This window comes from Gilliamella sp. B2824, from assembly GCF_026536245.1.
Classification (GTDB): domain Bacteria; phylum Pseudomonadota; class Gammaproteobacteria; order Enterobacterales; family Orbaceae; genus Gilliamella.
On sequence record NZ_JAFNON010000004.1, the window covers coordinates 170,534 to 185,838 of the forward strand.

The window sequence follows — 15,305 nt, forward strand, 5'->3', positions numbered from 1 at the left end:
AATTAAAGTTATCTATTTTATTGTGTCAAAAAAACGCCGAATTTTTTACCTCGCTCCATTTGAAGCGACTATCTTTTTCTTCTAAATATCCCTCAACCATTTTCCCAATAATTCTAATTTATTGTTTTAATGTACTCATAATTGTATAACATTAATTTAGAACAATTAGCTCAAAGTGTATTTTTTTGTGTTCATTATATTCCAGTTTTCTATATTTTTTAACAGTTGCTTAGGATTTTCCCTTCATTGTTACTACAAAATCACTAGGCGTTGTTTTAATAGTAGGGTAAATAATAACAATATCACTTTCTTTAAATTCAGGCTTCATTGAAAAGCCCTTGCTCTGTAATGCAAATGCTTTATCTAATAACTCTATTAAGATTATAATATATTCAAATCTAGTTGAATTTCTCAAAATTCATAACTTGTACATTTTTTTGACGCTTTTTCTTTCCCAATTAACAACCATGCCATATTACACTTTGATGCAAGAGAAATTTCATACAAGTACCGTGTTTTTTTACATTATTACTTTAGTTAACACGATGTAAAGAGGGGAAAAAGGGGGATGGTTTAAATGAAGCCATAAATAGATTTGGTATTCAACAAGAAGCTATTAATTTATTCAATGGTAGAATTTTGCCACGAGGTAAAGTGACGATGTGCTACCCGCGCAAAGCTATGCAAAACATCGTCATCAATAATAATGCCAACGGGTCATTGCAATGACGAACAACTTATTGTAATGAAATTTAAGGTATCTTTTAGATTCTCTTTCAACTAATTTCTTTTTTTATATTAAAAGTAATTATTTTTTCGAGTAGCTTAATGAAAAAAAAAATTTGGTAACTATGTCAAAGCGATTATTGATGATATAAGATGAATAAAAAAGCTAGGTTAATTGATAAAAGCGAAAGAAGATTATAGATAAAATTATTAATTGATATAAAAAAACTTATTTGCACCAAGGCGTTTGTGGCATTAGATTTAGCTGTGTGGATGTTTTACGCTTTTTCTTTATAGCCGCTCCATTAGGGGCATGGTATATTTATGGACTCGTTTTCGTTTTAGCCATTTAACTTATTGTCGCTAATAAAAAAGGGTGGTAACCGAAAATTGATCATTACAGGTAAAATTTAATTACGTTCATTGTTATCAATTATATCTGTAGCGCATTGTTTATTCTTTCTTAAAAAGAATATTGATAATTTTAATATCTTTAATCTGATTGGATCGCTAAAGAATGAGTTTTCATCAATTTTCTTAGATCTAAGTTATTTTGTTTGTTGCTATTAACAATCTGAAAATAATAGAAGTTATAGTTAAAACTGTTAGTGAATTTTGATGCGTTTTGATTTAAATACAATCTTATTGACCACAGAAAGGAAAATAACTTATGGCATATTTCAATTATCATGCAAAAGCAAAAAAATTAATTCAAGATGGTATGCTTATTCATTATGAATTTGTCGATAATTGGAATGGCATTAAACCCGCTTTAGTTCTCTATTTCAAAGATGCTAAACCGATGCCAATTAGAGAATATCGTTGGCAAGAATATTTACCTTTAATTGGTCCAAATCATTAATCATTTTTTATTAAATTTGAACCTATAGCATCTATTTATTTAGTTGCAGGGCAATATAAAGTAACACTCGGTCGTCAAATTTGGCCAAATTAAATCCTGTTAAAGCCGCAATTTTATTTAAACGATACTCTAATGTATTGCGATGAATAAATAATGCTTCTGCAGTTTTGTTATATTGTAAATTATGACAAAACCAAGTGGAAAGTGTTTTTTGTAGTACTCCATTAGAGTCTTCTAATTGTAATTTTTTCAAAGGTGATAGTAACTCTTCAGCTTGCCAATCTTGATTTAAGCTATCAAGTAATACAGGTAAAATAAGTTCTTGATAATAAAAGTTACGACATTGTGGCATCCTTTGTTTACCGACTAACAGCGCTGTTTTAGCTGTTTGATAGGAACGGACAATCCTATCTTTATTTTGATGAAAATAGTTCCCCAATGAAATTCTCACTAGGAATTTACTGGAAGATTTGATATGACTTACTAATTGTTCTAATTTTTGTTTATGACTAGCAAGATCCCAACGATTAAATTTATTCAGTGCCGGCATCAACATGACAATTTCTGTTAATGATTTTATTGCAACAAGATTATTCTTAGTAATGTTAATTATCTCATTTTGTATATATTGTAATTCACTCATGGCAGTTTGTATGCCTAGTTGACCGCTATCAACCTCAATAATCACAACAACGTACGGTAAAGAAAGATCGATATTGAGTTTTCTGCTCCATTCTGTCACATCTACTACAGTATTCTCTGATTGAATTACGGATAAAATAAATTCTTCTTTTAAGCGATTATCTTGTGATAATTGATTAAGTAATTGCGCTTGTTCCATCATCATTTCGGCTGACATGCAAACTAACTGAGCAAATTGTGTGATTTTAGTCGGTTCGCCGGTGATGCCGATTACGCCAACGATTTCATCGTTTAATTTAAGTGGAAAATTGACGCCAGGCTTAACTCCTTTAAGTTTTTTTGCTGTAGGTGAATCGATGGTTACTACTCTTTTTTGTGAAATGGCAAGCATTGCGCCTTCATGTAGTTGTCCAATTCTATCCAAATCTCCACTACCAATAATTTTACCCTCGCCATTCATGACATTAACGTTGTGCTCGATAATTTTCATTGTTTTTTCAACGATATATTGAGCAAGAGTTGGCGTGAAATTATTAGATTTCATAGGACAAATACCTTAAAAGATTAATAATAAAATAGCCATTAAAATATTGGATCTAAATTGCATTTTGTATAAAACTTATTGTAATAATATCAACTTAAGTTATGTAAATTATTTTCTAAAATGAAAACGATAATATCTTTACTATATTAATAAAGAAAATTTTATTTATAAAAAAGGATAAAGTTTAACTAAATTTTATCTTTTAGTTTACTCTATCCTTTTTACTTATTTTCGGATGTTGCCTAGATTTTGTTTTTAAGTTGAGCAATATTAATTAAACGAGCTATATTTTCACTTGTTCGCTCAATATTGCAAAAACCTGAATCCAATAAATCTTCTATATTTGCAGCACATGGAATGATGCCAAAAATTGCATCAATTCCTTCCGGATATAGTTCATTAATATTTTTACCAACAGTACCCGCTAATGCAATAACAGGTATACTTAAGTCTTTAGCAACTTGTGCAACACCATAAGGTGTTTTTCCGAATTTTGTCTGGAAATCAATACCACCTTCGCCAGTGAAACAAAAATCGGCACCTTTTAATTTGTTTTTTAAGCCACTGTATTGGATAACAATATCAATGCCTCGTTCCATCTTACTATTAGTAAAAGCCATTAATCCTGCTCCTAATCCACCTGCAGCCCCTGCACCAGGAATAGTCGCTACATCTTTGCCGAGTTGAGATTGGATAATCGAGGCATAATGTTTTAAATTGTTATCTAATTGTTTGACCATTTCAGGGGTAGCCCCTTTTTGTGGACCAAAAACGTTTGAAGCACCTTTTTCTCCACATAATGGATTAGTTACATCACTTGCAACTATAAACTGAACTGTATTTAGTGCTGGATTTATATCAGTCACATCAATTTTTACCAATTCAGCTAGCGCACCACCACCTTTGCTTAATATTTTATGATCTTTATCATAGAATTTAACCCCTAAAGCTTGAGCCATTCCAGCTCCACCATCATTAGTTGCACTTCCACCAATACCTAAAATGATTTTCTTTACGTCATGTTTTAAGCAAGCTAGAATCAATTCACCAGTACCGTAAGTTGTGGTAATCAACGGGTTACGTTTTTCTTTTGATATTAATTGAATGCCACTTGCAGAAGCCATTTCAATAACTGCAGTAGTTTTATCACCCAATATTCCATAATGTGCAGTTACTTTATCGCCTAAAGGACCTGTTACTTGACAAGAATAAAGTGTACCATTTGTTGCATCAACTAAGGATTGTGTTGTTCCTTCACCACCATCAGCCATAGGAACATGAATAAAATTTGCATCAGGGTATACTTTTTTTAAACCTGATTCCATTGCTTTACAAACTTCCTTTGCAGTCATACTTTCCTTGAAAGAATCCGGTGCAAGTACAAATGTTTTTTGTTTCATAACATAATATCCCGATATTAAATAATAAAGTCATATAAAATTGTTGCGACGATTGTCATCGTGCCACCAACAAGTGCTTCAAAAGGAATTAATTTCATACGTTGTTTAATTGACATGTTCATACTATTACCAGTGACATGGAAATAGTTACCTTGAGGTAAGGAGTCAATTACCGTTGCACCGGTATGCATCATGACAGCAGCGCTTATACTTGGTATTCCTAAATCAGTAATGGTTGTACCGAATGTACCGGTTGCTAGAATTACCCCTGTTGATGTTGAAGCGGTTGCTGCAGCCATTAAAATACCTGAAATTGGTGACAGGTAATAACCTGATATCCCCATAGAATCAATAATATCAATGACTTGTTTAGCGAGGTTAGATGAACCAATTAATCCCGCTATAGCACCAGCTCCGACCAAAATAAGTACAGTCGGCGTCATTTTATCGATACCTGATTTAGTGTACAGCGCAATTTTACGATGCTGACCCATCGCTAGCATACCAACCATACCGGCAATAGGTAAAACATATAATGCATCTAGTTTTAAGTTAGTTAAAAAATCAATATGAAAAATATTACCAATTGGACTTAGCATTAGTAATAAGATAGCAGTAACGGGGGCGACAATAGCTTTTCCTAATGAAGGATTATTGGTTTTTTCCTCAGTATTATTTTTTAACATTAGCACTTCTTGAGTCGCGATTTTGTCGCCTTTATTTTTTATTAATGAAGCAATAACAACTGTAGCCATTAACCCAAATATTGCAGGAATGAAACCAGCTATCATCACATCGCTTAAACTTAAATTAAATCCATTTGCAACGGCTATAGTATTTGGGTTTGGTGAAATAATATTTCCTGCTTTTCCACCTCCAGATAGTGCTAATAAAAGTGCTAAACGTGATATGCCCATTTTATTGCCGACTGATAGTGCGATAGGGGCTACGATTAATACTGCAACAGGTATAAAGACACCTGATGCGGTAATAATTCCTGTTGCTAACGCTAAAGCAAGTAATGCTTTTTTCTCACCTAATTTTCGTACCACTGCTTGGGCAATCGTTTCTGCAGCGCCCGATTCCATCATCACACCAGCTAAAATACCTGCAGCTAATACACGAATCACCGTTCCCATAATACTTTGTGTACCGCTAGTTAATATCGATACTGTTTGAAGTAAGTTTGCGCCACCAATAAAAGCACCAATGATAGCGCCAAAGAATAGTGAATAAACAGGATTTATACCACGCAAAATTAAAAAAATAGCTAAAAACAAACCTATTAGTGCACCGTACCAATTGATCAGTTCAGTCATTAAAATCCTCCTTGTTTTGAAAATAGCATTAATTTGAATTCGGCTAATTTTAATCTTAGGATGAGTTTAAAGCTATGTAACATTGCCCAAAAATCATAAGTTATAAGTTTAATAAAATTGGGCGTAGTTATAATTTGATGTGAGCTACGTCACATTATTGGGTAATATATTTATTATTTTAACAATAAGTTAGAATATATGTTTCAATATATGATTGATGTTATATTTTTTTAAGTGATTTTTACAAAATATTCTTACATGATGCTTAAAATCATTTATCTAAATTAAGTGATTCACATAAATTTGCCAACCGATCCGCTTAAGCGTAAAATGCCCACCTATTTTGCTTAACCTATTACTAATAAGTAATACTGACTTGAAATCAGAGGCATTTTTTAATGACAAATTTATATGCAAAACCCGAATTACTTTCTCCTGCTGGTTCTTTAAAAAATATGCGCTACGCATTTGCATATGGCGCAGATGCGGTTTATGCCGGTCAACCACGTTATAGTTTACGTGTACGTAATAATGAATTTAATCACGAAAATTTAGCTATCGGGATTAATGAAGCTCATGCACAGGGTAAAAAATTCTATGTGGTTGTTAATATTGCGCCACACAATTCAAAATTAAAAACATTTATTCGAGATTTAGAACCAATCGTTAATATGAAGCCTGACGCATTTATTATGTCAGATCCAGGATTGATTATGTTGGTTCGTGAGCATTTTCCTGAAATGGAAGTGCATTTATCGGTGCAATCGAATGCCGTTAACTGGGCGACAGTAAAATTTTGGCAAAAAATGGGATTAACCCGTGTAGTTTTATCGCGTGAATTATCACTCGATGAGATAGCTGAAATACGTGAAAAAGTACCTGAAATGGAGCTTGAAGTATTTATTCATGGTGCACTGTGTATGGCCTATTCAGGGCGTTGTCTGCTTTCCGGTTACATTAATAAAAGAGATTCAAATCAAGGTACTTGTACTAATGCGTGTCGTTGGGAGTATAAAGTATCTGAAGGCAAAGAGGATGAAATAGGGCAAATTGTGCATAAATGTGAACCTATACCAGTTCAGCAAATTGATCCTACTTTAGGTATTGGACCAACCACTAATCAGGTTTTTATGCTTGAAGAATCTGGGCGCCCAGGTGAATATATGCAAGCCTATGAAGATGAGCATGGCACTTATATCATGAATTCAAAAGATTTAAGAGCTGTTGAGTTAGTCGGTGATTTGACTAAGATCGGTGTTCATTCTTTAAAAATCGAAGGGCGAACTAAGTCTTTTTATTACTGTGCAAGGACTGCTCAAGTTTACCGTCAAGCTATTGATGCAGCAAGTGAAGGTAAACCTTTTGATCCTCGCTTATTAGCTGAATTGGATTCTTTAGCGCATCGAGGCTATACCGAAGGCTTTTTACGCCGTCATAAACACGAAGATATGCAAAATTATGTGCATAGTCATTCAGTGTCAGAAAGGCAACAATTTGTTGGTGAGTTTAGCGGTGAACGTTTAAATGGTCTTGCCGAAGTGATTGTTAAAAATAAGTTTTCGGTAGGCGATAGTGTGGAAATGATGACGCCAAAGGGCAATAAAAATTTTGTAATTGAACGAATGGAAAATAAAAAAGGGCAACCTGTTCCAGCAGGTCTTGGTGATGGACATATTGTTTATATCCCAATTCCCGAAGAAATTGACCTAAATTATGCACTACTCATGCGTAATTTTGATTAATTTAGTTACGATTCAAAACTGTTCGGCAAACAAGCCGAACAGCCTTTACTATCTGACTATTGACGAATCAAATCGTCACCAAAAGCTATCCATTTATAAGTCGTTAATGCCTCAAGTCCCATTGGTCCGCGCGCATGCAGTTTTTGCGTACTTACGGCAACTTCAGCACCAAGGCCAAATTGTCCACCATCTGTAAAGCGAGTAGATGCATTGACATAAACCGCTGCTGCATCAACTAAATTAACGAACTGTTCGGCATTAGCTAAATCTCGCGTTAAGATAGCTTCGGAATGACCACTGCCATATTCGCGAATGTGTTCAACAGCCATGGTTAGCGAATCAACAATGACAATATTTAAATCTTTTGATAGCCATTCTTGACGAAGCTCTGCATCTTCAACAGGAAATACGTTGGCAACGCCTGTTTCTAAAATTTTAAATGCATCGGCATCGGCATGTAATATTACGTTATTATCTGCCATGATTTGACTAAGTTTGGGTAAAAATGTATCGGCAATATTAGTATGAACAAGTAATGTTTCAAGTGTATTACAAGTACTTGGACGTTGGGTTTTTGCATTAATAATTATTGGAAATGCACAATCAAAATCCATACTTTCATCCATGAACATATGACAAACACCAATTCCACCTGTAATGACTGGAATAGTGGAGTGTTCACGACACAATTTATGCAAGGCTGAACCACCACGTGGAATAATCATATCAACATATCGGTCGAGCTTTAGTAGTTCATTGATATATTTACGATCAGGATTATCAATAAATTGTATCGCGGTTTTGGGCAATCCAACTTGTTCTAATGCTTGTTGAAGAATCGCTATAATAGCGGTATTGGTGTGAATAGTTTCTTTACCGCCACGTAATATTGTGGCATTGCCTGTTTTTAAACATAATGCTGCAATATCGATAGTTACATTGGGTCTTGCTTCATAAATTACGCCGATAACGCCTAGTGGCACTCGGTGACGTTGTAACTTTAATCCGTTTTCTAAGGTTGAGCCATCAATGACTTGACCGATTGGATCGGTTAATAATTCGACTTTACGTACATCATTTGCGATAGAGGCTAGCCGTTCTGGGGTTAAAAGTAAGCGATCAAGTAGTGCCTCACTTAATTCTTGTTGTTTAGCGAGTTCAATATCTTTTTTGTTTGCATTAAGGATGATTGTGCTGTTTTTTTCGAGTAAATCAGCAATACTACTTAACACTTTATTTTTAATGGCAGTAGGGCATTGTGATAATTGATATGAAGCTTGTTTTGCATCTTTTCCCATCTGTTGTAACATTTTTTGCCTCTATATATAATATTTTTATAGGTTATTTAATTAACATATCATCACGATGTACAGCAACAGCGCCATATTCATAACCAATGATTTGGTTGATTTCTTGAGAATGGTGTCCTGCAATTTGTTTTAATGCATCACTATTATAACGAGTTACACCTCTAGCGATTCGTTTTCCTGACTTATCACAGATATCAATGACTTCTCCACGCGAAAAATCTTTTTCAACCGCTACAATTCCTTTAGGTAAGAGTGAACTACCATTATTCAAAATCGCGTTGACAGCACCGTCATCTAGTATCACTTTTCCAGCATTTGGCGCGCCATATAACCAATGCTTACGATGTTCTAATGGGGTTTTTTGTGGTAAAAAACGCGTACCAACCGATTGATTATTGACGGCATCAATTATCACATTTTCTTTATTTCCTGCCGCAATGATGACTTCTATTCCTGCACTACCTGCCACTTCGGCTGCCTGAATTTTAGTGCTCATGCCTCCGGTGCCAAGACCTGAAACACTATCCCCTGCGATGCTACGTAAATGATCGTCAATATGTTCAATTTCTGCGATTAATTTTGCATGTTTATCCGATCTCGGATCGGCTGTATATAAGCCTTCGATATCTGTTAATAATATAAGTTTATCTGCTTGGGCTAAAATAGCCGCTAGTGCAGACAAATTATCATTATCTCCAACTTTGATTTCGGCAGTAGCGACAGCATCATTTTCATTGATTACAGGAATGATATGGTTATCTAACATTGCCTTTAAGACATCTTGAGCATTTAAAAACCTTTCACGATCTTCTAAATCGGCTCGGGTTAGTAACATTTGCCCAATGTAAATTTTGTAAATCGAAAATAATTGTTCCCAAAGTTGTATTAATTTGCTTTGTCCAACAGATGCTAACAATTGTTTTGAAGCGACAGTATTAGGAAGAGTAGGGAATTTTAGGTATTCACGACCTGCAGCAATTGCGCCTGATGTCACAATGATAATTTTATGTCCGGCTTGATGTAAGTGAGAGCATTGTCGAATCAACTCAACTATTCGAGCACGATCTAATTCTTTCGTGCCACCAGTTAATACACTGGTACCAAGTTTAACCACTACAGTTTGTTGTTTTTTATTGTCCATAACAATACTCTTTTTAAAATAATGTATTACAAAATAGTCTCCATCCATTTTACCGATTGCGTTAGAGCATCATGTAAGTTTTTTTGTAATGGTGTTTTTTGTATTGTAACTATTTTATTTTGCTTAGTTGAATGAATTAATTTTGCTTCATTAATACTACTTAATTTATCACCTTCAAAAACAATATTCATAACAGGCAAAGAACAAGCATGGGTCAAAAGACCCTGATTTTTAAGCGAAAAATAATTTAATTCTGCTGCTAATTGCTGGTTTGATACACAAGGTAATCCAAGGCGGCTTGCTAACATGTCTTTATAAACATTAGGAAGACTTTTTTGTAATTCTTTATTTACAAACATTTCATGAACAAACGGCGTGAAATTAAATAACCCTCTAATTTTATTGGGCATTAAGTAAGCCAAACGCGTTGCAATATGTGAGCCAAATCGAAAGCCCGCAACAATAACACGATTACTATCAATCCAAGGAATGTTTGAAAGCTGTTCAATAATAGCTTGGTAAATTTGGCTACTATTTTGTGTTAAAGCGAAGTTACGACTAAAACCAACAGTTGGTAAATCGACTGTTAACATCGCTAGTCCATTTGGTGCTAAAAATTCACTGAAATATCGGTAATAATCGATTTGTAAATTACCCAATGCATTACATACTAAGACGACAGGGCATACACCATCACAATTTTGTGGTAAATGTAAAATTGTTTTAACATTACGCCCATCAACGTTAAATTCCAATTCTTTGCTTGTAAATGGTGAATAGCTTAATGCCTTATGATAAGCTTGGTAAGCACATGTTTGCGCATACATAGCTAGCTCATCATTTTTAAAATGAGGATAGCTTGCAATACTACAATATTGACTAGCAATCAAATAATATTGATTTAATTTAGATTTATTATCTTCAGTTAAATTGGATTTATCGATAGAATCCGCTTTGGCTTGCCATTTTGCTGCTTGATTCAAAAACTCATAAATCCAATTACCTGGTTGATAACCAATGACTGAATCTAACCAGTTATCATTGGTATGGCGTTTGGTCGAGGCAGCTATTTTTGATAGTACTTCTTCCAACTCTAATTTGGGTAAACCACGCCAATACCATAAAATAGGATTAACAATCCGATACCATTTTGAATCAACTTCACCATCTAATGGGCTAACACTGTTACCTTCGCTGCAATCAATACGATTGACCAGCGTGGTTGTTTCAGGATAATCATATTGTGGTTTAAAGATCTTTTCTGATAGGTTTTCGGTATTTGTTATCACAACCTTAGTATCCTTATTATTTGTGGTCACTAATCGGTTTTACAAACATCACGCCAGTATCCCATGGTTGTTCAATCCAAGTATCTTGCTCGATATCCACAATATAATCATCAACTAATGGTTTACCTGCTGGTTTGGCAAAAATAGTAACAAAGCGTGCTTTAGGATACATATCTCGAATAGTATGAGCTGTATTACCTGTATCAACTAAATCATCAACGACAATAAAACCTTCACCATCGCCATTTGCTTGTTTTAAGATTAACTTTTCGCGTTGATGATCATGATCATAACTTGAAATACAAACAGTATCGACATAACGGATACTTAGTTCACGAGCAAGAATCGCAGCAGGAACTAAACCACCACGACTAACAGCAATGATGCCTTTCCATTGGTTTGCGGGTAATAATCTTTTTGAAAGTTGTCGACCATAGGATTGTAGCATTTCCCATGTTACGTTGAATTTTTCTTTTTCAGCGATGAGTTCTGCTTTATGTTGTTTTTTAGCTTGAATTTCTTCTTCTGTTAGTGTTTGTTCTATTGACATGAGTAACCTGCAATTTTAATCGTTAATAAATTAATATTAATGGGCTTGAAATAGATGTAAAATTGCACCTTATTATAGAGTGATTAGACAAAAAAAACCACTCATTAATTCATTAATGACATAATATTGAGGTTAAATTATGCTATCTACACTAAAGCCAAAATTTGTTTGGCAGATTTTTAATGATATTTGTAAGATTCCACATCCTTCTCATCATGAACAAATGATAACTAAATATATCGTTGATTTTGCCAATTCACATCACATCCGTTGTGAACTTGATAAAGTTGGTAATATTTTGTTAACAAAACCTGCAACTAAAGGGATGGAACATTGCCCATCAATTGCATTGCAAGCTCATATGGATATGGTTCCACAAAAAAATGAAGGCACAGTCCATGATTTTTTTACCGATCCTATTGAAGCCTATGTTGATGGCGAATGGGTTAAAGCAAAAGGAACGACACTTGGCGCCGATAATGGTATTGGTTTAGCATCAGCTCTAGCTGTTTTAGTCGATCCTGCCATTGAACACGGTCCAATTGAAGTTTTAGTGACAACGTCGGAAGAAACAGGTATGCATGGTGCATTTGGTTTGCAACCAGATTGGTTAAAAAGTCACTATTTGATTAATACTGATTCTGAAGATGAAGGCGAAATTTTTACTGGGTGTGCTGGTGGGGTCGATTTTACCTCTACTTTCGCTGTGACTTATGCCGTTATGCCTGAAAAACATGATTGTTATATGCAGATCGCCCTTAAAGGGTTGAAAGGAGGGCATTCTGGTTGTGATATACATTTAGGGCGCGGTAATGCAATTAAATTAATGGCGCGATTTTTAGCTGAATATGCGCAAGATATTTCATTTCGCCTCGCTGATATTAAAGGTGGTTCACTCCGTAATGCAATTCCACGGGAAGCTTTTGTCGAAATCAGTTTAAGTAAAGATGATTTATCTAAATTTGAATCTATTATTGATCAATACAAATCGACATTACAAAATGAATTAGGACAAGTCGAGCCAAACCTAGAAATTACCCTAACTGAAGTTAAATCCGATAAGATTAAACGCGTTTTAACGACAGAACATCAAAATAAAATTATCAATTGGTTAAATTCGGCACCAAATGGCGTAGTGCGAATGAGTGATCAATTGCAGGGTGTTGTTGAAACCTCATTAAATTTAGGGATTGTGAATATTGAGGATAACCAACTGTATGTTCATTTTTTAATTCGTTCACAAGTTGATAGTGCAAAAGATGCCGTTGTTTCAACACTTATTTCACTTAGTCAATTAGCTAATGCGAATTATGAAATAAAAGGGGGATACTCCGGTTGGGAACCTAATTTAAATTCGAGCCTTTTACAGTTAGCACAAGATAAGTATTATGAAATCTTCTCGCAAAAACCGAAGATTATGGTTATCCACGCTGGATTAGAATGTGGTTTATTTAAGCAGTCTTATCCAAACATGGATATGATCTCGATTGGTCCAACCATTGTTTCACCACATTCACCTGATGAAAAAGTTAATATCCAAAGTGTAATTCGTTATTGGGAATTACTCATTGCAATGTTACGCTCTGCAACTCAATTAAGATAATTTTAAAATCCTGTCGTGTTTATCCGACAGGATCTTTTTAGTATCACTTCTAATTTTTTCTTAGGCATCACTTATTTTAATTGAGTGATGATTCATACAATCACGCTAAAATATCTATCTTTTAACGTCTTAGGTGGCATAAACCGCTAGACTGTCCAAATTGTTTGCTAAAGATTAAATTAAAAATGAAATTAAATTCATAAAAAGTGAATAAAAATTCATTTTATTGCTTGTGTTGATATAATAAATATCCTACTATATGTCTATTATTAAAAATAATAAATAAGGAATAATATGTTAAAAGCAATAATTGTGGGAGCGAGTGGTTATGCAGGTGCTAAACTTGCTTATTATTTAAATAAGCACCCTAATATCGAGATTATCGCCTTAACTGTTTCTGAAAATAGCCAAGATGGGGGAAAATGTATCTCAGATCGGGATTTATATCCTCAATTAAAAGGTATTGTTGATTTACCTTTAATTGCAACCAATGATTATTCTTCCCTTATCGAGCAGGTTGATGTTGTTTTTCTCGCAACTGATCATCAAGTTAGCCATAATATTGCGCCTTATTTTTTAGAGCGAGGTTGCACTGTTATTGATTTATCTGGTGCTTTTCGTGTTAATGATACTTCTTTTTATAAGCAATTTTATGGTTTTGAACATCAACATAAAACATGGTTAGAACAAGCAGTATATGGTTTGGCAGAATGGAATTATAAGGCAATAAAACAAGCACAATTAATTGCAGTGCCTGGTTGTTATCCCACCGCATCACAATTACCGCTAAAACCATTAATTGAGGAAGATCTACTAGATAAAACGCAATGGCCTGTTATTAATGCTGTAAGTGGCGTTAGTGGTGCAGGTCGTAAACCTTCACTTAATAATCTATTTTGTGAAGTGAGCTTGCATGCTTATGGATTATTTACACATCGACACCAACCTGAAATTGCCACACATTTAAGGCAAGACGTTATTTTTACTCCCCATCTTGGCAGTTTTAAACAAGGTATTCATGCCACCATTACTTGCCTTGTAAAAGAAGGTGTTACATCAGATGATATTTTTGCGGCTTTAAATAAATATTATCACAATAAACCGTTAGTCAGAATTTATCAAAAAGACTGGCCTGCTTTAAAGTCCGTAGTGGATTTGCCATTTTGTGATATTGGATTTGCGTTAAAAGGGCGACATCTTATTTTGATTGCGGTCGAAGATAATTTATTAAAAGGTGCAGCAGCGCAAGCGGTACAATGTATGAATATTCGATTTGGTTTTGAAGAAACAACTTCATTATTTTAGGTGAAATAAATTCAACGACAAGCTTATTAACAATTTGCAACCTATTCAATTTTAGAATTGATTAACTTAATTTGAATCAATAGGAAATGAAAATGAAACCATTAATTATTAAACTTGGTGGAGTGTTACTCGATAATAAAGATGCATTAAGTGATCTATTTGACGTGATTAGTAAATATAAGAAGAATTTTCAACGTTCACTTGTTATTGTTCATGGTGGAGGTAATGTTGTTGATTCTTTAATGGACCGTCTATCCTTACCTGTTGTGCGCCGAAATGGATTACGTGTTACGCCTGCTGATCAGATTGATGTTATTGTTGGAAGTTTAGCAGGCAGTGCCAATACTACCTTGTTATCTGAAGCAAAAAAATTAGCTATTCCAAGCGTTGGGCTCTGTTTAGCAGATGGTAATAGTGTTGAAGTTAAACAGATATCAGAAGAATTAGGTTATGTTGGGGAAGCTAGCAGTGGCGATCCTAGATTAGTAAATTTACTACTTAATTCAGGTTATCTACCCATTATGAGTTCTATTGGTATAACTCAAGAAGGTAAAATGATGAATGTTAATGCCGATCATGCAGCGGTTGCACTCGCAAAAACATTAGATGCTGATTTGATTTTACTTTCTGATGTTGTTGGTGTTTTAGATGGTAATAAGCAATTAATAGCATCATTAACTCAATCAAATGCCGATAATTTAATTGCTACTGGGGTGATTACCGATGGCATGGTAGTAAAAGTAAATTCAGCTTTTGAAGCGGCTAAAGCATTAGGTAGACCTATTGATATAGCCAGTTGGAAACAAGCAGATAAACTAATTGATTTATTTAATGGAAAAACAGGAATAACAGGGACAAGAATTATTGCTTAA

General features: G+C 34.4%; 13 protein-coding genes. 5 read left to right on the forward strand and 8 right to left on the reverse strand.

The window, feature by feature from the left end; translation table 11 throughout:
• Positions 1 to 229: 229 nt before the first annotated feature.
• Positions 230 to 415 carry a S24 family peptidase gene (locus J3U56_RS05580; RefSeq protein WP_267367000.1) on the reverse strand — a complete coding sequence of 62 codons (186 nt, stop codon included), beginning with the start codon at positions 413 to 415 and terminating at the stop codon, positions 230 to 232.
• A 981-nt stretch (positions 416 to 1,396) separates the two neighbouring features.
• Here J3U56_RS05580 and J3U56_RS05585 point away from each other — a divergent pair.
• Entirely contained in the window at positions 1,397 to 1,588 is a 192-nt protein-coding gene (locus J3U56_RS05585; protein WP_267344228.1) for a hypothetical protein, read from the forward strand.
• Between the two features lie 31 nt (positions 1,589 to 1,619).
• On the opposite strand, the gene J3U56_RS05590 is transcribed toward J3U56_RS05585, so the two are convergent.
• The 3 genes from J3U56_RS05590 to J3U56_RS05600 all read right to left on the reverse strand — a co-directional run bounded on the left by J3U56_RS05590 (position 1,620) and on the right by J3U56_RS05600 (position 5,493).
• Positions 1,620 to 2,774 carry a sugar diacid recognition domain-containing protein gene (locus tag J3U56_RS05590; RefSeq protein ID WP_267344227.1) on the reverse strand — a complete coding sequence of 385 codons (1,155 nt, stop codon included), beginning with the start codon at positions 2,772 to 2,774 and terminating at the stop codon, positions 1,620 to 1,622.
• A gap of 242 nt (positions 2,775 to 3,016) precedes the next feature.
• Positions 3,017 to 4,174, reverse strand: coding sequence for a glycerate kinase (locus J3U56_RS05595; protein WP_267344226.1), 1,158 nt, complete (start codon positions 4,172 to 4,174; stop codon positions 3,017 to 3,019).
• 17 nt (positions 4,175 to 4,191) lie between these two features.
• Complete coding sequence (locus J3U56_RS05600; RefSeq protein WP_267367003.1) at positions 4,192 to 5,493, reverse strand: GntP family permease; 1,302 nt, start codon at positions 5,491 to 5,493, stop codon at positions 4,192 to 4,194.
• Between the two features lie 398 nt (positions 5,494 to 5,891).
• Between J3U56_RS05600 and yegQ the strand changes: the two genes are divergently transcribed.
• A complete protein-coding gene (gene yegQ / locus J3U56_RS05605; RefSeq protein WP_267367005.1) occupies positions 5,892 to 7,235 on the forward strand; it encodes a tRNA 5-hydroxyuridine modification protein YegQ in 1,344 nt (447 codons plus the stop codon).
• Positions 7,236 to 7,291: 56 nt separating this feature from the next.
• On the opposite strand, the gene proA is transcribed toward yegQ, so the two are convergent.
• From proA to gpt, 4 genes are read right to left on the reverse strand one after another with little or no spacing between them, the layout of a single operon-like run.
• Complete coding sequence (proA, locus tag J3U56_RS05610; protein WP_267344223.1) at positions 7,292 to 8,545, reverse strand: glutamate-5-semialdehyde dehydrogenase; 1,254 nt, start codon at positions 8,543 to 8,545, stop codon at positions 7,292 to 7,294.
• 31 nt (positions 8,546 to 8,576) lie between these two features.
• Positions 8,577 to 9,686: a glutamate 5-kinase gene (gene proB / locus J3U56_RS05615; protein ID WP_267332647.1), complete on the reverse strand. Its 1,110-nt coding sequence runs from the start codon at positions 9,684 to 9,686 to the stop codon at positions 8,577 to 8,579.
• A 26-nt stretch (positions 9,687 to 9,712) separates the two neighbouring features.
• Positions 9,713 to 10,975, reverse strand: a complete 1,263-nt coding sequence (locus J3U56_RS05620) for an alpha/beta hydrolase (RefSeq protein ID WP_267344221.1) — start codon at positions 10,973 to 10,975, stop codon at positions 9,713 to 9,715.
• Positions 10,976 to 10,991: 16 nt separating this feature from the next.
• Positions 10,992 to 11,525: a xanthine phosphoribosyltransferase gene (gene gpt, locus J3U56_RS05625; protein ID WP_082209453.1), complete on the reverse strand. Its 534-nt coding sequence runs from the start codon at positions 11,523 to 11,525 to the stop codon at positions 10,992 to 10,994.
• 139 nt (positions 11,526 to 11,664) lie between these two features.
• On the opposite strand from gpt, the gene J3U56_RS05630 reads away from it, so the two are divergent.
• The 3 genes from J3U56_RS05630 (at position 11,665) to argB (ending at position 15,305) form a co-directional block, all read left to right on the forward strand.
• On the forward strand, positions 11,665 to 13,128 hold the full coding sequence (locus tag J3U56_RS05630; RefSeq protein ID WP_267332649.1) for an aminoacyl-histidine dipeptidase: 1,464 nt from the start codon (positions 11,665 to 11,667) through the stop codon (positions 13,126 to 13,128).
• 294 nt (positions 13,129 to 13,422) lie between these two features.
• Positions 13,423 to 14,433 carry an N-acetyl-gamma-glutamyl-phosphate reductase gene (gene argC / locus J3U56_RS05635; protein WP_267367007.1) on the forward strand — a complete coding sequence of 337 codons (1,011 nt, stop codon included), beginning with the start codon at positions 13,423 to 13,425 and terminating at the stop codon, positions 14,431 to 14,433.
• A 92-nt stretch (positions 14,434 to 14,525) separates the two neighbouring features.
• On the forward strand, positions 14,526 to 15,305 hold the full coding sequence (gene argB, locus J3U56_RS05640; RefSeq protein ID WP_267367010.1) for an acetylglutamate kinase: 780 nt from the start codon (positions 14,526 to 14,528) through the stop codon (positions 15,303 to 15,305).

What these genes read in the sequence shown, in the direction of transcription:
- J3U56_RS05585 (WP_267344228.1), top strand. Translation starts at nt 1,397, where the DNA reads ATGGCATATTTCAATTATCATGCAAAAGCAAAAAAATTAATTCAAGAT.
- J3U56_RS05590 (WP_267344227.1), bottom strand. Translation starts at nt 2,774, where the DNA reads ATGAAATCTAATAATTTCACGCCAACTCTTGCTCAATATATCGTTGAA.
- J3U56_RS05595 (WP_267344226.1), bottom strand. Translation starts at nt 4,174, where the DNA reads ATGAAACAAAAAACATTTGTACTTGCACCGGATTCTTTCAAGGAAAGT.
- J3U56_RS05600 (WP_267367003.1), bottom strand. Translation starts at nt 5,493, where the DNA reads ATGACTGAACTGATCAATTGGTACGGTGCACTAATAGGTTTGTTTTTA.
- yegQ (WP_267367005.1), top strand. Translation starts at nt 5,892, where the DNA reads ATGACAAATTTATATGCAAAACCCGAATTACTTTCTCCTGCTGGTTCT.
- proA (WP_267344223.1), bottom strand. Translation starts at nt 8,545, where the DNA reads ATGTTACAACAGATGGGAAAAGATGCAAAACAAGCTTCATATCAATTA.
- proB (WP_267332647.1), bottom strand. Translation starts at nt 9,686, where the DNA reads ATGGACAATAAAAAACAACAAACTGTAGTGGTTAAACTTGGTACCAGT.
- gpt (WP_082209453.1), bottom strand. Translation starts at nt 11,525, where the DNA reads ATGTCAATAGAACAAACACTAACAGAAGAAGAAATTCAAGCTAAAAAA.
- J3U56_RS05630 (WP_267332649.1), top strand. Translation starts at nt 11,665, where the DNA reads ATGCTATCTACACTAAAGCCAAAATTTGTTTGGCAGATTTTTAATGAT.
- argC (WP_267367007.1), top strand. Translation starts at nt 13,423, where the DNA reads ATGTTAAAAGCAATAATTGTGGGAGCGAGTGGTTATGCAGGTGCTAAA.
- argB (WP_267367010.1), top strand. Translation starts at nt 14,526, where the DNA reads ATGAAACCATTAATTATTAAACTTGGTGGAGTGTTACTCGATAATAAA.